The organism is Bacillus sp. FSL K6-3431 (genome assembly GCF_038002605.1).
In the GTDB taxonomy this organism is placed as follows: Bacteria; Bacillota; Bacilli; order Bacillales; family Bacillaceae_C; genus Lederbergia.
In genome coordinates, this window is record NZ_JBBOCT010000001.1 from 4547446 (window position 1) to 4567085 (window position 19640).

18 protein-coding genes and 1 riboswitch are annotated in these 19640 nt (G+C 37.3%); of the genes, 17 read left to right on the forward strand and 1 reads right to left on the reverse strand.

Annotated elements, in window-relative coordinates:
- The first annotated feature begins 109 nt into the window (after positions 1–109).
- The 6 genes from MHB53_RS21825 to queE all read left to right on the forward strand — a co-directional run bounded on the left by MHB53_RS21825 (position 110) and on the right by queE (position 6360).
- Entirely contained in the window at positions 110–1606 is a 1497-nt protein-coding gene (locus MHB53_RS21825; RefSeq protein ID WP_340922378.1) for an amidase, read from the forward strand.
- Positions 1607–1797: 191 nt separating this feature from the next.
- Positions 1798–3120: a branched-chain amino acid transport system II carrier protein gene (brnQ, locus tag MHB53_RS21830; RefSeq protein WP_340922379.1), complete on the forward strand. Its 1323-nt coding sequence runs from the start codon at positions 1798–1800 to the stop codon at positions 3118–3120.
- 21 nt (positions 3121–3141) lie between these two features.
- A complete protein-coding gene (locus MHB53_RS21835) occupies positions 3142–4317 on the forward strand; it encodes a GNAT family N-acetyltransferase (RefSeq protein WP_340922381.1) in 1176 nt (391 codons plus the stop codon).
- Between the two features lie 77 nt (positions 4318–4394).
- Positions 4395–4437: riboswitch (PreQ1 riboswitch) on the forward strand.
- Between the two features lie 52 nt (positions 4438–4489).
- Entirely contained in the window at positions 4490–5170 is a 681-nt protein-coding gene (queC, locus tag MHB53_RS21840) for a 7-cyano-7-deazaguanine synthase QueC (RefSeq protein ID WP_340922383.1), read from the forward strand.
- Positions 5157–5639, forward strand: a complete 483-nt coding sequence (gene queD, locus MHB53_RS21845; RefSeq protein WP_340922385.1) for a 6-carboxytetrahydropterin synthase QueD — start codon at positions 5157–5159, stop codon at positions 5637–5639. The genes queC and queD overlap by 14 nt, the downstream gene beginning before the upstream one ends.
- A complete protein-coding gene (gene queE, locus MHB53_RS21850; RefSeq protein ID WP_340922387.1) occupies positions 5632–6360 on the forward strand; it encodes a 7-carboxy-7-deazaguanine synthase QueE in 729 nt (242 codons plus the stop codon). Before queD ends, queE begins: the two co-directional genes overlap by 8 nt.
- A 183-nt stretch (positions 6361–6543) precedes the next feature.
- On the opposite strand, the gene MHB53_RS21855 is transcribed toward queE, so the two are convergent.
- Complete coding sequence (locus MHB53_RS21855) at positions 6544–6852, reverse strand: PepSY domain-containing protein (protein ID WP_340922388.1); 309 nt, start codon at positions 6850–6852, stop codon at positions 6544–6546.
- A 241-nt stretch (positions 6853–7093) separates the two neighbouring features.
- Between MHB53_RS21855 and MHB53_RS21860 the strand changes: the two genes are divergently transcribed.
- The 11 genes from MHB53_RS21860 (at position 7094) to cydC (ending at position 19463) form a co-directional block, all read left to right on the forward strand.
- Positions 7094–7978 (forward strand): GNAT family N-acetyltransferase, encoded by an 885-nt coding sequence (locus MHB53_RS21860; RefSeq protein WP_340922390.1) that lies wholly within the window; start codon positions 7094–7096, stop codon positions 7976–7978.
- Between the two features lie 39 nt (positions 7979–8017).
- Positions 8018–8800, forward strand: coding sequence for an ABC transporter ATP-binding protein (locus tag MHB53_RS21865; RefSeq protein ID WP_340922392.1), 783 nt, complete (start codon positions 8018–8020; stop codon positions 8798–8800).
- Positions 8801–9098: 298 nt separating this feature from the next.
- Positions 9099–9680: an ABC transporter permease gene (locus MHB53_RS21870; protein ID WP_340922394.1), complete on the forward strand. Its 582-nt coding sequence runs from the start codon at positions 9099–9101 to the stop codon at positions 9678–9680.
- Positions 9681–9694: 14 nt separating this feature from the next.
- Positions 9695–10675 (forward strand): ABC transporter ATP-binding protein, encoded by a 981-nt coding sequence (locus MHB53_RS21875; protein WP_340922396.1) that lies wholly within the window; start codon positions 9695–9697, stop codon positions 10673–10675.
- Positions 10668–11411 (forward strand): ABC transporter permease, encoded by a 744-nt coding sequence (locus MHB53_RS21880; RefSeq protein WP_340922398.1) that lies wholly within the window; start codon positions 10668–10670, stop codon positions 11409–11411. Before MHB53_RS21875 ends, MHB53_RS21880 begins: the two co-directional genes overlap by 8 nt.
- A gap of 24 nt (positions 11412–11435) precedes the next feature.
- A complete protein-coding gene (locus MHB53_RS21885) occupies positions 11436–12338 on the forward strand; it encodes an ABC transporter substrate-binding protein (protein ID WP_340922400.1) in 903 nt (300 codons plus the stop codon).
- 129 nt (positions 12339–12467) lie between these two features.
- On the forward strand, positions 12468–12671 hold the full coding sequence (locus tag MHB53_RS21890; RefSeq protein ID WP_340922402.1) for a hypothetical protein: 204 nt from the start codon (positions 12468–12470) through the stop codon (positions 12669–12671).
- Positions 12672–13602: 931 nt separating this feature from the next.
- Entirely contained in the window at positions 13603–15006 is a 1404-nt protein-coding gene (locus tag MHB53_RS21895; protein WP_340922404.1) for a cytochrome ubiquinol oxidase subunit I, read from the forward strand.
- Positions 14993–16009: a cytochrome d ubiquinol oxidase subunit II gene (gene cydB / locus MHB53_RS21900; protein ID WP_340922407.1), complete on the forward strand. Its 1017-nt coding sequence runs from the start codon at positions 14993–14995 to the stop codon at positions 16007–16009. The genes MHB53_RS21895 and cydB overlap by 14 nt, the downstream gene beginning before the upstream one ends.
- Positions 16009–17733, forward strand: a complete 1725-nt coding sequence (gene cydD, locus MHB53_RS21905) for a thiol reductant ABC exporter subunit CydD (protein ID WP_340922409.1) — start codon at positions 16009–16011, stop codon at positions 17731–17733. Before cydB ends, cydD begins: the two co-directional genes overlap by 1 nt.
- On the forward strand, positions 17730–19463 hold the full coding sequence (gene cydC, locus MHB53_RS21910) for a thiol reductant ABC exporter subunit CydC (protein ID WP_340922411.1): 1734 nt from the start codon (positions 17730–17732) through the stop codon (positions 19461–19463). The genes cydD and cydC overlap by 4 nt, the downstream gene beginning before the upstream one ends.
- Positions 19464–19640 lie beyond the last annotated feature (177 nt).

Here is a 19640-nt window from a genome sequence, read left to right on the forward strand (position 1 = left end):
ATACATTAACGCAGTGGGAGGGCAGATACCTTTTTACTTCTGAATACTTTGTTCACTCCGCTATCAATGATAGAGTATAGATTATAATAATATTTAATGAGGTGAACAAATGAAACTACATACATATTTGCAATTGGATGCTACTGATATGACTAAGCTAATTCAAAGGAAAGAAGTCCAGCCAAGTGAATTAATTGAATTGAGCTTTGAACAATTGGAAAAGGTAAATCCGACCTTAAACGCAGTTACTCATTCTCGAAAAGAAAAAGTATTAGAAGAAGCAAAGCAATTTAACGTGGATAATCGCCCGTTTGCGGGGGTTCCTTTTTTATTGAAAAATATATCACAATCATTGAAGGATGAGCCAATTACTTCTGGATCTAGATTATTTCAATCAGTGATATCGGATCATGATTCACATCTCGTTTCAAAGATACGCGAGGCTGGTTTTTTATTCACGGGTCATACCAATGCACCTGAGTTTGGATTGAAAAATATAACGGAACCAGTGCTTTATGGACCTTCGAGAAATCCTTGGAACGCGGATTATTCACCAGGTGGCTCAAGTGGCGGAGCAGCTGCAGCGATTGCTTCAGGTATTGTTCCGATGGCGGGTGCAAGTGATGGTGGGGGATCGATCCGTATCCCAGCATCTTTTTCTAGTTTATTTGGCCTTAAACCTACAAGAGGACGTACACCAGTAGGTCCAGGGGTTGGTCGTCAGTGGCAAGGTGCTTCCATCGATTTTGTTCTCAGTCGAAGTGTGCGGGATAGTGCGGCCATGCTTGATGCTCTCCAAGTCATACAACAAGCGGCGGCATTTCAGACACCGTTACTGACTGGTAGTTCGATAAAGACGTTGAATGAATCATTTCAAAAGCCTTTAAAGATTGCATTTACAACAAAGTCACCTGTTGGAACACGGGTTTCTGAAGAGGCAGAATTTGCGGTTAATAAAATAGTGACATGGTTGGAAAACGAAGGTCACATAGTTGTGGAACAGGAAAATGGAGTAGATGGTACTCAATTAATGAAGGATTATTTTCTTATGAATAGTGGAGAAATTTCTACATTAATCGAACAATTAGAACGAGCAATTGGAAGGTCAATTACAGCGGATGATGTTGAAATTGAGACATGGCTGCTTAATGAAGCTGGGAAATCAGTGTCCGCTTCCCAGTTTTCAGCTAGTCTTGCTTCATGGGATATTGCTGCGGCAAAAATGGCTACACTTCATGAAACATACGATTTCTACATTACACCGGCGACGGCATTTACAGCTCCGAAAATTGGCGAATTAACACATACCGTAATGGAACAAGAACAACTGCGTGAGCAGATGAGAATGGCTGTAGGAAGTGAGCAACAGCAATCCTTAATATGGGACATGTTTTTACCGAGTTTAACGTATACGCCATTTACTCAACTTGCAAATTTGACAGGACAACCTGCTATTTCTGTTCCAGTACATTTATCAAAAGAAGGTCTCCCGCTAGGCGTTCAAGTAATGGCACAGAAAGGGGAAGAAAGACGCCTGTTGCAGCTAGCCGCTCAACTTGAACAGACTAGTTTATGGGTTGGAATGAAAGGCAATCCACTGTTATGAGTATCATTGTAGTGTAAATAGTTTAGGAGAGGATATTCAAAAATTCACCAAATGATAACCGGCGAAAATTTTACTCGAAAATAAAAAGAAGATAATTTGTCATGACTTTTCGCTAATATACGACAACTTTTCTGTGAATATGTTTATAATGGAAGGCATGCTTATCAAAATTATATTTAGGAGTCTTCACTATGAATTATTCACAGAAACTATCAATTAAGAAAAATATAACAGTAGGACTGATGTTGTTCGCATTATTTCTCGGGGCAGGAAATATTATATTTCCCCCTGAACTTGGTCAGATGGCAGGAGAAAATATAATCATTTCGATGATTGGCTTTCTCATTACTGGCGTCGGTCTCCCGTTGTTAGCTGTTATTGCTATTGCAAAGTCAGGTAGTGACTTTGAGTTAATCGCGAGTCGAGTACATCCTCTCTTTGGCATTATTTTCACAATTATTGTTTATTTATCGATTGGTCCATTTTTCGGTATCCCACGTACAGCAACCGTTTCTTATGAAATCGGGATCGTACCATTTTTGCCGGAAATATTACAGAATTCGAGATGGACGCTTGCGGTGTTTACCATTCTGTTTTTCGTTATCACCGTTCTATTTGCGTTAAATCCAACAAAGCTTGTTGACCGAGTTGGTAAAATCCTAACACCAGTTCTACTTATTGTCATTGGATTACTTGCCTTAAAAAGCTTTATCACACCGATGGGGGAAATAGGTGCTCCACTTGGCTCGTATGTAGACAATGCCTTTTTTGAAAGTTTCGTTCAAGGGTATTTGACGATGGATGTCATCGCAGCACTTGCGTTTGGTATTGTTGTTATCAATGCTTTACATAATGAAGGGGTAAGAGAGAGTAAATCACTTGTAAAAGCAACAATAATTGCAGGTGCCATCGCAGCAGCCGGGTTATCGCTCGTTTATATTTCGCTTGGATATATTGGGGCAACAAGTATGGAAGTAGTCGGATTACAGGAAAACGGAGGAGCAATTTTATCAATTGCTTCGAAGGTACTCTATGGACAGTCTGGAACAATGATACTTGCAGTTACGATTATTTTTGCTTGTTTGACAACATCAATTGGCCTTGTTTCTGCATGCTCGCAATATTTCGGTAAGCTAATGCCGAAAATACCCTATAAGTTGTATGTTTTCATTTTTGCCGGATTTAGTATGTTCGTAGCTAATGTTGGACTTACAAAGTTAATCGAGATCTCCGTTCCAATATTGCTGATCGTGTATCCATTAGCGATTGTTCTGATGTTGATGTCATTTATTGATCATTTATTTGGTCGTGAGCCAATTGTTTATTCACTTGCACTAATTGGGACTGTCATTGTTAGTATTTTTGATGGACTGAAAGCTGCCGATATTAACATCCCTATCGTTGAAAATATCTTATCCTTTTTACCACTATATGAACAAGGGATTGGTTGGCTGGTACCCGCAATAGTCGGTGCATTTCTAGGTATTCTTATTCATAAGCTAAAGAAAAAATAGTTGAAATCGGAGGACATCCCTATGAAAGAATTGAAAAGGTTGGGAGAAGGCGATTATGAGGAAGCAGTAGCATTATCTCAGTTTGCATTTCAATACAAGCTATCTGATGAAGAGCGCGAGAAGAAGGTGGAGGAATTTAGAAATCAGGTCATTTGGGGGCATATAGTCGAAGGGAAATTGGCCGCCAAATTGCATCTTTTTCCTTTCACTTGCTATATAAACGGCGAATCATTTGACGTCGGGGGCGTTTGCTCCGTTGCTACATGGCCAGAATATCGGCGTCAAGGAAGCATTAGGGCACTAATGCAGCAATCACTTCAGTATATGAGAGAAATTGGACAAACGGTTTCTTATCTCCATCCCTTCTCCGTAGCCTTTTATCGGAAATTCGGTTGGGAATTGACGTTTTCGAATCGTAATTATAAGATTCCAATTAATCATTTAAAAAGGAATTGGGCTGGGAAGGGATTAGTGAGACGTATTGATGCTGACATACCTTTACTGCATACCATTTATACGGATTATGCAAGAAAATATAATGGGATGCTCGGTCGGGACGAAAATTGGTGGGAACAGCGTGTATTAAAGGATCAGCCACAAATAGCGGTTGCATATAATGAGGCAGGCAATCCTGGAGGGTACATTATTTATCATGTGAAAGATCAGCTGATGACTGTAAAGGAAATGGTTTCTACCTCTTTAAATGAATGGAAGCTTTTATATCAATTTATCGCAAATCATGATTCGATGGCGGAAAATGTTACGATCACTGTACCAGAAAATGATCATCTTCCTTTTATACTAGATGAACCAAGGTTTGAACAAATGAATATTCCTTTTTGTATGGCACGAATTGTAGATGTACTACCTTTTTTGAAAAAATATCCTTTCCATATCGAAGAAGGAAATGCAACGGAATCTATTATTCTACAGGTTGATGATGAGTTCCTACCTGAAAATGAAGGAGTTTACGAGATAAAACTGGAAAATGGTATGATGGATGTATGTATGCTGAAGGATTTTAGAGGTGAAACAGGCATACATTGTAGCATCCAAGCATTAACGGCCATGTTTTTAGGATATAAACGCCCGTCGACACTCCATAATTTAGGTATGCTCAGTGGTGAAAAGGAAGAAATAGAGCGATTTGAAACAATGATTCCATCTAGACAAACGTATATGATCGACTTTTTCTAATATATGTTGTAGGAATGTGGGTAACCAAAAATATTAACTTATGATAAGATGATAGAGAGAAAAATATATCCGTCTTTACGGAAGAGGTTCTAGCTACCCTCTCTAAAAAACTAAGGAAAAACAGTACCGTTTTCTTAGGTGCTGTTTTTTTCTGTGAAAAAGGAGTTATCAGATGAAGAAAAAAGAAAAGGCAATCGTCGTATTTAGTGGAGGTCAGGACAGTACAACATGTTTGTTCTGGGCAATGAAGCGATTTGCAGAAGTAGAAGCAGTTACGTTTGATTACAATCAAAGGCATCGTTCAGAAATTGAATGTGCGAAAAAAATTACACGAGAACTTGGGATTAAGCATCATGTTCTTGATATGAACCTTTTACATCAATTAGCACCTAATGCATTGACTCGTGATGAAATTGAGGTTGAAGGTGGAGAGAATGGAGAATTACCTTCCACTTTTGTCCCAGGAAGAAACTTGTTATTTATGTCATTTGCTGGTGTATTAGCACATCAAATCCAAGCTAAAAGTCTTGTTACAGGTGTGAGTGAAACAGACTTTAGCGGCTATCCAGATTGCACCGATATATTTATGAAATCACTCAATGTTACATTAAACCTATCAATGGAAAAAGACTTTGTGATACACACGCCATTAATGTGGCTGAATAAGGAAGAAACATGGGAACTCGCAGATCAATTAGATGCATTTGAGTTTATTAGGGAAAAAACACTGACATGCTATAACGGTGTAATTGCTGATGGTTGTGGTAAGTGTCCTGCTTGTATACTGAGAAAAAAAGGACTTGACGACTACTTGATCAATCGGAAGGAGGTAGATAATAATGTATGGCTTTAGAATTGTCGATAAACTTCAGAAGATGGATGAGGATATTAAACGTGAACAATTAAAGTATCATCATAAAAGAGTGCTAGTAAGTAAAGAATTTACGTTCGATTCCGCACATCATTTGCATTGTTATGAGGGTAAATGTAAAAACCTGCATGGACATACGTACAAAGTGGTATTTGGTATCAGTGGATATGCAGACGATCGTGGCCTAGTCATTGATTTTGGGGATATGAAGGACATTTGGAAATCAGAAATAGAGATTCATCTTGATCATAAATATTTAAATGAATCATTGCCACCAATGAATACGACAGCTGAAAATATCGTTGTGTGGATATATGAGAAAATGAGTGAAGTTTTGCAACAAGGGGATAGACAAAAACAGTATCATGATGTGAGAGTCGAGTTTGTTCGTTTATATGAAACTCCCACAAGCTATGCGGAAGCAAGACGGGAGTGGATGGAAATTGAGTAAGATTCCTGTGATGGAAATATTCGGACCAACCATTCAAGGAGAAGGTATGGTTATCGGCCAGAAGACGATGTTTGTGCGGACTGCCGGTTGTGATTATTCATGTGCATGGTGTGATTCGTCTTTTACATGGGATGGTAGTGCCAAAGATATGATTAAACAAATGGACGCGGAGTCGATTTGGGAAGAATTAAAGTCAATTGGTGGTGACGGTTTTTCCTTTGTTACGATTTCCGGGGGGAATCCTGCCTTATTAAAAAATTTAACTCATTTAGTACAGTTATTGAAAAACAATAACATTAAAACATGTTTAGAAACACAGGGTAGCAAATGGCAGGAATGGTTTCTTGATATAGATGAATTAACAATTTCTCCTAAACCACCTAGTTCAAAAATGTCGACTGATTTTAAGATATTGGATACGATTATAGAGAAGCTAAATCAGCAATCAACTTCACAAAGTATTAGCTTAAAAGTAGTTGTTTTTGATGACGAAGACTTTGCATATGCAAAAAGAGTTCATCAATGCTATCCAATGATTCCTTTCTTTTTACAGGTAGGAAATGACGATTCAAGCACCTCTGATCATGGCAGTCTAGTCTCCAACTTACTAGAAAAGTATGAATGGCTAATAAATAAAGTCATCGCAGATCCGGAAATGAATCATGTAAAGGCGCTTCCTCAATTACATACATATATATGGGGGAATAAGAGAGGCGTATAGCCTAATAAAAAGCTTGTTCAAATTGTCCATATTTTTTATTAGGTGTTATGCACAAAAATACTCTTGCTCCAAGGAACTATCCCTAATCGTTCCTTGGAGCAAGAGATAAAATGAGCCAAATATTAACAGCTTCATATAACAAAGCCTATAATAAATGTAAAAGTGCCTTATCTGATACCATTTTTAATCAAGTTCTATGCTGATTATTTCGCCAGTATTCACATCAACCTCTACTTCATATTTGACGCCTTGTTGTGTTACGATGTCTACTTCATATATTAAAGCTCCCATTTTAGTATCTAGCTCCACTTTAACTATTTGGCCAGGAACTCGTTCTACAGCTATATTCATTGCCTCTTGGATTGTAACTCTGCGCTGCAAATTAATTGGTTGTTGGTGGTATCCTTCTTGGTTATACCAATTAGTAGGTTGTTGGTGATATCCTTGGTTATGCCAATAATGATTTTGATTATACCAATGGTTATTATTCATTAAGCATGCTCCTTTATATATATAATCATAGTCAGTTAATATCATATTCATCTGCCTATGATAGGTGCAAAATTAGGGGAGCAAGCCTTTGTTAAATGATAAAGAGTTAGACAATTCTGAGCATCAATCCCCTAATATGGAATGTTTTCCTTTATAATATAATGAAATACAATTTGAAAAGAAGAAAAGGAATAGTGTGCATGTTAATTAACACATTACTGTATTTTCTTAGGGTGACATAATGAAGAAGCATACAATTATTAGTGATTATTTCCACAACGATCTGTATCGAAAAAGCTTTAATCAATTATCAAAGGATATATTTCAGTTGGATTTAGAATCTTGGTATCAAGCTGGATTTTTTAATGATCGATACATTCCATATTCCTATGTACTAGATGATAAAATTATTGCGAATGCATCGATCAGCTTTTTAGATTTAGTCATTAATCATCAGCAGAAAAAAGCAATTCAAATTGGAACGGTGATGACCGATAAAAAGTATCGTCATCGGGGGTTAGCCAGACTTTTGATGGAGCGGATAATCGCTGATTATGAAGATCAATGTGATATTCTTTATTTATTTGCTAATGATCAAGTTTTACAATTTTATCCGAAATTTGGTTTTAAGAAAATAACTGAAAAGCATTATACAATGGACACAAAAGAAGTTGTCCTCCACAATGCAAAGATTCAAATGTTAAATCCTAATAATGATAGCGACCGATTGATTATTTCCAGACTAATGGAAAATAGGAAGCCAGTTTCGAATCTTTTTGGTGTTGTGAATGATAAGTGGCCACTTTCCGCTTCAACACTCGATTCTTATTGTGATTATTTAGAACGTTATTACCTCGTCGATGATGATGTAATCGTATTAGCCGGCAGAGACGAGGGTGTGTTGAACATCTATGATATCATTAGCCAAAACACTATTAATTTGGATGATGTCATAGAAAAAATGATTACTAAACGAGATCATCAGATTGACTTTCATTTCATCCCAGAATTGAAAAAGTACAAGGTAATGAATACGTCAGCATGTTGGGAAGATGATACCTTATTTATAAAATCTAAAGAGCCGATTGATTTTGATGTGTTATTTCCTTTAACATCGCACACGTAACATAATACATATTAATTTTTAAGTATCGGGGGGAGTTCGTTGGAGAATGTTCTTTCTTTTAAGGATGTAACATGGCGAAGAGAAGGGCAAGTGATTTTAAGTGAGATCAATTGGAATATACAACATGATGAACATTGGGCAATACTTGGATTAAATGGGTCTGGAAAAACATCTCTACTTAATATTATGACAGGCTATCATTTTCCAACCAAAGGAGATGTTACGGTATTAGGAAATGAATTTGGTAAAACGAATTTACCGGAGTTACGCAAGGAAATTGGCTATGTTAGTAGTTCATTAGATCGTTTTTCTCATATCATGCAATATGAAACAGTAGAAGAACTCGTCGTGAGCGGGAAGTTTGCTTCCTTCGGTCTATATGAGGAAGTGTCTGATACCGATTGGCAAAAGGCGAATTTTTTATTAAGTAGTTTACGGTTAGATTATTTGAAGGGAAAGTCTTTTCAAGTATTGTCCCAAGGTGAAAAAAGAAGGGTACTGATTGCCAGAGCACTGATGAGTGGTCCTAAAATGTTGATTTTAGATGAACCTTGTTCTGGATTGGATATTCTTTCACGCGAGGAAGTTCTAGCTCTAACGAAAGAAATAGTCAAAAGTAAATGTCACTTAATTTATGTTACACACCATATAGAAGAATTAGTAAATGAAATTACACATGTTTTACTTCTTCATAATGGAAAAATAGTGGCAGCTGGGCCGAAGAAAGAAGTTGTAAGAGATGATTTATTATCAGAAACATTTCAGATAGGTGTACAGGTTCGTTGGGAAGAAAATCGACCATGGCTGTCTGTTAGAAAATAGTATGAGTGTAAAATCATAGAAACTATTTGTATTTTCAACTCCCCTTGATCAGGTGAAGCTGACTAAGAGGAGTTTATTTTTTCTAGAAAATGATTCCATTAATGCTTTGGAATATATGTTGGTTTAGTTACAGCTGTTGAAATATATGTCGAACGTTGATATCATAGACTGTCGGGATGTTTAATTTTTATCAATATTAAAGCTTACATGGTAGGAGGTGCACATCATAAGTAAAATCATAGACTATGTTTCTCGTAACAATAACGAAATACTCCAATTCACTTTGGAGCATATCCAGTTGGTTGGAATTGCAACGATTATCGCCATTTTGATTGGTGTTCCTCTCGGTATTTATTTAACTACCAATGAATATTTGGCAGAATCAATTCTTCGCATTGCATCAATTATTATGACAATTCCGAGTCTCGCTTTATTCGGAATGATGATCCCCATTCTATCTCTCATCGGCCAAGGAATAGGATTTTTGCCTGCATTAATTGCACTTGTACTATACTCACAACTGCCCATCATACGTAACACCTATACAGGTATAAAAGATGTTAATCCAAATGTTCGTGATGCTGCTAAGGCAATCGGTATGTCGACTGTTCAACGATTAGTAAAGGTGGAAATTCCAATCGCAATGCCACTCATTATGACTGGAATTCGTCTTGCTACGGTTATGAATATTGGAATTGGAGCTATTGCAGCATTTATTGGAGCTGGAGGCTTAGGTGTTTTAATCAATCAAGGAATTAGCCGTTCTAATTCGACAATGGTGATTGTAGGGGCTGTGGCAGTATCTATTATGGCTATTATTGCTGATTTACTACTTAAGTATATTCAAAATCGTTTTACCGTAAAAGGAATAAATAGTTGAAGTGAGGTAAGCGTGTGATTAAATTCCAAAATGTAATTAAAACATATGAAGGAAATATTAGAGCGATCGATAATGTAAGCTTTAATGTGGAAGATGGCGAGTTTGTTATTCTACTTGGTCCCTCTGGTTGCGGGAAAACAACATTATTACGAATGGTCAACCAACTAGAAACAATTACAGATGGCGATATCATTCTTAATGATAAAAGTGTAAAACACTCGAATATCATTGAAATGCGTCGGAACATTGGATACGTTATTCAAAGTAATGGATTATTTCCTAATATGACGATTGAAGATAATGTTTTGGCCGTACCTAATTTAATTGGCTGGGATAGGGCAAAGCAACAAAAACGTTATTCATATTTGATGGATTTAATAGGCCTGAATCCTGATGAATATAGAAAAAGATATCCACATGAGTTATCTGGGGGACAGCAACAAAGAATAGGTGTGGCGAGAGCCCTTGCAGCAGATCCACCTGTCATGTTAATGGACGAGCCATTTGGTGCACTAGATCCGATTATTCGCACAAGATTGCAAGAAGAGTTTTTACAAATTCAAAGAGAAGTAAAGAAAACGATTCTATTCGTAAGTCACGACATTGATGAAGCTGTGAAAATGGGAGATAGAATCGCTTTATTTCGTGATGGAAAAATCATGCAATATGATCGCCCAGCAGAGATTCTAAATCATCCCAAAAATGATTTTGTTTCGGAATTTATTGGGAATGATCGAATGTTAAAATCGATGAGTCTATACACAATTAAAGATTTGTCTAAAGTTTGTTCGCTTCAACCAAATAGTACTTCCGAAGATATAAAAATCATCCAAGAAAACGCATCATTACGAACAGCTATTTCTTTATTATTAAATCAAGAAGCTGATCAACTCGTCATTGAAGATGAAAATGGAAATAATATGGGCAGCTTGACGTTTGACCTTATCGACGAGTTCCTTCGCATGGAAGTTAGAGGAAGCAAAGTATATGAATAAAAAGAAACTAATAGCGAATATTGTCAAAGTAATATCTTGGATATTTGTAATTGTCTTTTTTTATTGGGCAATCAAGAACAATATGCTTACTCATATTTATGAAGAGCCAGATAAATTTTTGCGATTGCTCAAGCAACACCTAACAATCGTACTCGTCTCAGGTTTAGCGGCTATTTTTACGGCAATTCCATTAGGTATATTATTGACACGACCGAGATTTCGTAAAGGAGAATGGTTGTTTGTCAATATTGCAAACTTAGGACAAACGATCCCGAGTTTAGCTATTTTGGCACTTGCGATGGGATTTTTAGGAATTGGGATAAAAGCTGCAATTATCGCCTTATATGTGTTTTCAGTTTTGCCGATTCTCCAAAACACAATAGCGGGATTAGATTCTGTTGATAAACAAACAATCGATGCAGCAAAAGGAATGGGCTTCACGCCTACACAAGTTCTGTGGAAAATAGAAATGCCACAAGCTTCTTTTTTTATTTTTGCAGGGATACGAACTGCCCTAGTTATCAATATAGGTACCGCGGCATTGGCATACTTAATTGGTGGCGGTGGATTAGGTGTTTGGGTTTTTACAGGTATTCAATTATTTGATAATGGCTTTTTATTGTCTGGTGCGATTCCCATTACAATACTAGCGATTGTGATCGACTATTTATGTAGGGGACTAGAATATTTAGTCGTACCAAAGGGGTTAAGATTAGCTAGAAAAAGAAATGGATAAACAGATATAGGGGGAATGAAATAGATGAAAAAGTTATTAATACTATTATCAACTTTTGTATTAGTTTTCGTTTTAGCAGGATGTAATAACGGTAAAGATTCAAAAAAAATTACTGTTGGTGCTAAGAACTTTACTGAACAGTTTATTTTATCGAAGATGACAACAATAATGCTAGAAGAAAATGGATTTGATGTAAAAGAAAAAAGTAACCTAGCAAGTCTTGCACTTAGAAGTGCACTAGAAAACAAGCAAGTCGATCTTACTTGGGACTATACAGGAACTGGACTTGTCACATATTTAAAAGAAGATCCAATCAGTGATGGTCAAGAAGCACTCAAAAAACTCAATGAACTTGATAAAAAAAATGATATTGCTTGGTCAAATATTACCGAAGCAGACAACACGTATGCACTTGTGATGAGAGCTGATCAGGCAAAAGAATTAGGAATAAGCACGCTAAGTGATTTTGCTAGCTATATGAATGAACATCCGGATAAATTAAAGATGGCTTCACATGCAGAATTTGCTAATCGTCCAGACGGAATACCTGGAGTAGAGAAAGAATATGGTTTTGAATTTGCTGATGGATCTATCGTAGAAATGGATTCTGGGCTTACGTATGCAGCATTGAAAGATAAACAGGTCGATGTATCTGTTGCGTTTGCGACAGATGCTCGTATTAAAGAATTTGATTTTATTATTCTTGAAGATAATAAAAGCTTTTTCCCTTCTTACCAAGCAGCAGTTGCGATGACAATTAAAACAAAAGAAAAGTATCCGGAAATCGAAGAAATTTTAGCACCTTTACAAGATATTCTTAATAGTGAAACATTACGTGATTTAAACTATCAAGTAGATATAGAGGAAAAAAGCGAAGATGCTGTTGCTAGAGAATTTTTAATTGAAAACGGATTGATTGAAAAGTAAGTAATATAACAAGGGCTGTTCCAAAAGTCATAAAATGGCTACGGGACAGCCTTATTTTTTATATGGTAGAATGGAATATATTGTTTCGCCTATTTAAAGGAAAGAAGCTTGATGAAAGGAAGTTGAAATGTGAAAAGATTAGTCGTTGTCATCCCGATTATGGTTATCGTAGCAACAATCGCTATGTGGATGCTTGAGAAAGATTATTCGGATATTGAACCCTCAATAAGATTAATGATAACAGGTGGTGCAGCTATTCTATCAGGAATAATCTCGTATTTTTTAATGAGAAATGATATAGACAAAGTCGATCCACCTAAAAATAAGAAGTAATAAAAAAAGGGGGTGTCCAAAAAGTCATATAATTGGCTTTTAGGTGCCCCTCTCCATTTTATCCTCATCGCGAAAAAGGCAGGACCTGGTCATTGGATGCACTTCGAATGCCCCTCCCTGCGAAAAAAGTAGAACTACGGTAAATCGAACGCCTCCCGAATGCCCCTCCCTGCAAAAAAAGCAGAACCAAGGTAAATCGAACGTTTCCCGAATGCCCCTCCCTGCAAAAAAAGCAGGACGAGGGTAAATCGAACGCCATCCGAATGCCCCTCCCTGTGAAAAAAGCAGGACTAAGGTAAATCGAACGTCTCCCGAATGCCCCTAACTGCGAAAAAAGCAGGACTAAGGTAAATCGAACGTCTCCCGAATGTCCCTCCCTACGAAAAAAGCAGGACTAAGGTAAATCGATCGTCTCCCGAATGCCCCTAACTGCAAAAAAAGCAGAACTAAGGTAAATCGAACGTCTCCCGAATGCTCCTAACTGCAAAAAAGGGGTAAATCGAACGTCTCCCGAATGCCCCTCCCTGCAAAAAAAGCAGGACTAAGGTAAATCGAACGTCTCCCGAATGCCCCTCCCTGCAAAAAAAGCAGAACGAAGGTAAATCGAACGCCAACCGAATGTCCCTAACTGCGAAAAAGGCACTCCCAAGGTCAATTGAACGCACCCCACTCCAATCAACTGACATTTTTTTAAATCAGAGCAAGATGAAAAATCAGCAGAAAGCCGTTTTACCGATTTTCCTATTTATCGGACAGCTCCTTTTTATGATGAGGCGTTTACAGGATATAATTGTGTCTAACGTATAACAGTGACGAAAGTGTCATAATTAAGAGTTTCTTATTTTGTAACAAAACTTTGTTCAAACGTTCACAAACAAATTTGTTTCTATAGATATAATGAAGATAGATCAAATTTGGAGGGATCACATTAATGGATGCAGTTTTACTGGCAAGGATTCAGTTTGCTTCAACTACATTGTTTCATTTTATATTCGTGCCCTTATCTATTGGTTTAGCATTGTTAATTGCGATTATGCAAACCATGTATGTTATAAAAAAAGATGAAGTTTATTTAAAGATGACGAAGTTTTGGAGTATCTTTTTCCTAATTAACTTTGCTGTCGGTGTTGTAACTGGTATTATTCAAGAGTTTCAGTTTGGGATGAACTGGTCTACTTACTCTCGCTTTGTCGGAGATATTTTCGGTGCACCGTTAGCAGTTGAAGCGTTATTTGCCTTTTTTATGGAATCAACTTTTATTGGTTTATGGGTTTTTGGTTGGAATCGACTACCTACAAAGCTTCATTTGGCATGTATTTGGCTTGTTTCAATTGGAACAATCGCTTCTGCATTTTGGATATTAGCTGCCAACTCATTCATGCATAATCCTGTTGGCTTTGTAATGCAAAATGGTAGAGCAGAAATGAATGATATTGTTGCGTTGCTGACTAATCCAAAATTATGGGTCGCTTTTCCGCATACTGTATTTGGTAGTTTCGCCACAGGCGCGTTCTTTATTATCGGTGTGAGTGCGTGGAATATAATAAAAAAGAAAGACATCGATTTATTTAAGCGTTCGATGAATGTTTCATTAATTATCGGATTAATTGCCGGATTGGGGCTAGCATTCACTGGCCACTCGCAGGCAACATATTTAATGCATGCACAACCGATGAAAATGGCAGCAGCTGAAGGATTGTGGGAAGATAGCGATGACCCGGCAGCATGGACGCTCGTGACTAAAATTGATGTAGAAAATAAAGTTAGTACGAATCGACTGGAAATTCCTTACCTATTAAGTTATTTAGCATATGGTAAGTTTGAAGGAAAAGTCCAAGGAATGAATACACTGCAGGAAAAATATGTGTTGAAATATGGTGACGGAAGCTATGTGCCACCTGTAAAAACAACATTTTGGAGCTTCCGGATTATGGCTGGAACTGGTGGAATGTTAATTCTATTAAGCTCATTAGGTTTATTTTTATCGTATCGGAAAAAGCTAGAAAAAAGTACAAAATACTTAAAAATAATGGTTCCTGTCATATTATTACCATTTATCGGAAACTCCTTTGGTTGGATTATGTCAGAAATGGGACGGCAGCCATGGGTTGTTAATGGATTAATGAAAACAGCTGATGGGATTTCTCCGAATGTTTCAGCAGGACAGATATTATTTTCGCTTATTTCCTTTTCGACAATTTATACATTGCTTGGAATTACGACGGTGTTTTTGTTCATTAAAGTAATTAAACAAGGACCACATGAAAAACCAAAAGATGATATTTCTACTACAGATCCTTTTGAGACGGGAGGGTTAGAACATGCAGCTAAGTGAGATATGGTTTGTGTTAATTGGTGTTCTATTTGTCGGATTCATGTTTCTCGAAGGATTTGACTTCGGAGTAGGAATGAGTACGAAGTTTCTCGCTAAAAGTGACTTAGAAAAGCGGGTGTTAATTAATACAATTGGTCCGTTTTGGGATGCGAATGAAGTATGGCTAATAACAGCTGGCGGCGCGATGTTTGCTGCTTTTCCCCATTGGTATGCAACGTTATTCAGTGGTTTTTATATTCCATTCGTTGTGTTACTACTTGCGTTAATTGCAAGAGGTGTAGCATTTGAGTTTAGAGGGAAGGTACAGACGGAACGATGGGTTAAAACATGGGATTGGTCCATACTGCTAGGGAGCATACTGCCGCCATTTTTACTTGGTGTCGTATTTTCCAGTTTAATTAAGGGTCTCCCGATCGACGAAGATATGAATATGTATGCGGGATTATTAGATTTTGTGAATATATATACAGTGATCGGTGGAATTTTATTTGTGCTATTGTCCTATTTACATGGGTTGATGTTTATTTCACTGAAAACGACTGGAAATATGCGGGAACGAGCACGTAAAGAGGCACAGAAAATATATATTATTAGCGGAGCGGTTCTCGTAGCATTTATTGTTTTAACTGCGATTTATACAGAGGCATTTACAGAAAAGGGATCGATCTTAATTCCTATATATGTGATCGCGATAATATTATATGGTTTACTATTCATTCTTTTACGCAATAAAAAAGAAGGACTTAGTTTCACAATGACTGGATTAATTATCATTCTGATTATGACATCCTTTTTTATCGCCTTATTTCCTAATGTAATGATCAGTTCAGTGGATGTAGCTAATAATATGTCCATTTATAAAGCCGCTTCTGGGCAATATTCCTTGCGTATAATGACAATTGTTGCAGCAACAATGATTCCAATCGTGCTTGGTTATACGATTTGGAGTTATTATATATTCCGTAAACGAGTGACGGAGGAGAAGGAGCATTTAGAATACTAATGGATAAACATTTGCTTCACTACAAAGGTAGTAAATCTGTCATGGCACTTGTCGGGTTGCTCACAGTTGTCCAAGCAGTCGCTATTATCGTTCAAGCTTTATATTTATCGAAAGCAATTACACAGATGTTTCATGGGACTGCTTGGTCAGCAGTCCTTCCCTCGTTTTTTATTTTCCTTGGGGCACATATTTCTCGCCACTTTCTGCAATGGGGAAAGGAGAGAGTAACGTATCGGTTTGCTGATCTCACTGCGCTAGAATTTCAACAATTACTTATTAGGCAAGTGTTTAAACTTGGACCCCGTAGTATTGGGAAACATGGTTCAGGAAGCCTAATTACACTTGCACTTGAGGGAATTCCTCAATTCAAAACGTATTTAGAATTGTTTATTCCCCGTTTATTATCAATGGGGATAATTCCAATCGTTTTGGTCGTTTATATTTTTACGATGGATCGGATCTCTGGGATTATTCTAGGAATTGTGATGCCGATTATGATCGCCTTTTTAATTTTACTAGGGCTTGCCGCAAGAAAACAAATGGATGCGCAGCTAGACACGTATCAGTTGCTTTCACGCCATTTTGTTGATTCACTTCGCGGTCTTGTCACATTAAAATATTTGGGACGTAGTAAGTCACATAAAAAAGCAATTGAAATTGTGAGTAATAAATATCGGATAGCAACGAATCGAACACTTCGCGTTGCTTTTTTGTCTACATTTTCATTGGATTTTTTCTCAAGTTTATCCGTAGCAGTTGTCGCAGTAGAACTTGGGTTGCGGCTTGTTAATGGGCATATCGGTCTTGAGGTAGCATTAGCAATCTTGATTTTAGCCCCCGATTACTTCTCGCCAGTCCGAGAACTAGGAAATGACTTTCATGCGACGATGGATGGGAAAGAAGCTGGTGCGCAAATTCGGAGCTTGTTAGCAGAAAATACGGGCGATCGAACCGTTGCGACACCAACACTTTTAAGTTGGTCGGAAAATAGCAGCTTAACGGTTCGTAATTTAAATAAGCAGTCAGAAGACGGTCGGGATATCCTTAAGAATATCAATTTCTCAGTAAAGGGGCATCAAAAAATTGGTATTGTTGGCGCATCCGGTGCAGGAAAATCAACAATGATTGACTTATTATCGGGATTTACTCGTCCAACTACAGGAATTATTGAGTTTGATGGGATTGACTTGGATGATCTTGCCATACCGGTTTGGCAGGATCAAGTAACATATATTCCACAGCATCCTTATATATTTTCTGGCACAGTATCGGAAAATATCGCATTTTATCAGCCTGATGCACAACAGAATATAATTGAACACGCAGCAGAAATGACTGGATTGACTGATTTAATTAGTCATTTTCCGAAAGGCTTCGATGAAAAAATTGGACAAGGTGGCAGGTCTTTAAGTGGAGGGGAAGAGCAAAGGATTGCACTTGCACGGTCACTATTGCAAAATCGAACGATTCTATTATTTGATGAACCGACAGCTCATTTAGATATCGAAACCGAGCATGAGATCAAAGAAATGATGTTACCAATATTAGAAAATAAATTGGTTTTCTTTGCGACACATCGCTTACATTGGATGAAAAATATGGATCTTATTTTTGTGGTGGAAAATGGTCAAATCGTTGAAACAGGAACACATGAGCAATTAGCAGGTAAATCAGGGGCATATGACCGATTGATCCAGGCACATAGGAGGGGAATGAAGGTATGAAATTATTTCAATCCTATATATCACCGTATTTAAAAAAGTACAAAAAGCTAATGATTGCCACTATATTATTAGGTGTATTATCGGTTTTATCAGCCGCAATGCTGACCTTTACTTCCGGCTTTTTAATTTCTCGTGCCTCAGAAATGCCAGCAACAATATTGCTATTGTATATCCCAATCGTAGGTGTTCGGACATTTGGACTGTCAAGAGCAGTGACACGTTACCTGGAAAGATTGGCAGGTCATAATGCCGTCTTAAAAATACTATCAGAGTTACGGGTGAAATTATATGGGATGCTTGAACCGCAAGCATTATTTATTCGTTCTCGTTTTAAAACAGGTGATTTACTTGGTACCTTAGCGGATGATATTGAGCATTTGCAAGATGTGTATATTCGTACTATTTTTCCAACCGTGATCGGCCTATTTTTATTTGTTTATGCGATCACAGTATTAGCTTTATTTAATTGGTTGTTTGCTATTTGGATCGGATTCTGTTTAAGCGTGATTGTGTTCGCATACCCATTGCTTTCTTTATTCCTTTTAAAGAAGTGGCAACGGGATTCAAAGCTTATACGCAACCGCTTATATCAAACACTTACTGATGCTGTATTTGGGATTAGTGACTGGATTATTAGTGGGAAAAAAGAGCGATTTATTACTGACTTTATGGACATTAGCCGCGACAGTCATGTTGTTGAAAAGAAATTGGCCAATTGGAATCAATCGCGTCAGCTACAATTGCAAATTATCTCAGGCTTGATCGTTTTAATGGTTGGCATTTGGGCTGGACTTTCCGCGATACAAGGTGATATTCGTCCTGTCTATATTGCTGCTTTTACATTGGTTACATTGCCGATTATAGAAGGGTTAATCCCACTTTCTCACGCGATCGAACGGATTCCGGCATATCAAGAATCACTGACGAGAATTGAATCAATTCGAAAGTTTGTTCCCGAAGAAGAAACAAGCAATGCTATGATCGAAATTGCTAAAAAAGTGGATCTAACGATCAAGGATGTTACCCATAGGTATGAAGGGCAACAAGCTGATGCACTTCATGAAGTGTCTTTAGCTATTCCACATGGACAAAAAATAGCAATGCTTGGAAAAAGCGGCGCGGGAAAATCTACTTTGTTGCAAATACTGCAAGGAGCACTCTCTCCAACTGCTGGAAATATTCTCGTAAATGATCATAAGCCAGTGCAATATGGAGAGCAGATATATGAATTGATGGGTGTATTAAATCAGAAGCCCTATTTATTTGCGACAACTGTGGAAAATAATATTCGCCTAGGGAATCAACAAGCATCGAAAGAAGAAATAGAACGCGTTATTAAACAAGTGAAACTAGATGCATATATTCATTCCCTTCCCAATGGATTGCAAACTCAAATGGAAGAGACGGGACAGCGCTTTTCCGGAGGAGAAAGACAGCGGATTGCATTAGCGAGAATCTTATTAAAAGATACACCGATTGTTGTGCTTGACGAACCGACGGTTGGATTAGACCCGGAAACGGAATTTGAGCTGATTGAAACGATATTAACAAGCTTAAAAGATAAAACGGTCATTTGGATCACCCATCATTTAATTGGAATTGAACAAATGGATCAGATTTTATTTTTAGATAAAGGGCAGATTGTCATGAAAGGAACCCATGAACAATTGATGAAAACAAATGAGCGCTATCAACAATTGTATAGACTGGATCGAGGAACGGATGAGTGATACCAAATTTTACTATAATAGATAGAATGTATGTGAATGCAAGAAGGATTCCAGGAAAATCCTTCTTGCATTCATTTTATATTAACGGACTTTATTTACCAATATCTAATGGTATAGAATAATATATTTTCCTTATTCTATTAAAGTATTCTTGTAAGATGCTAGGTGGCGAGGTAG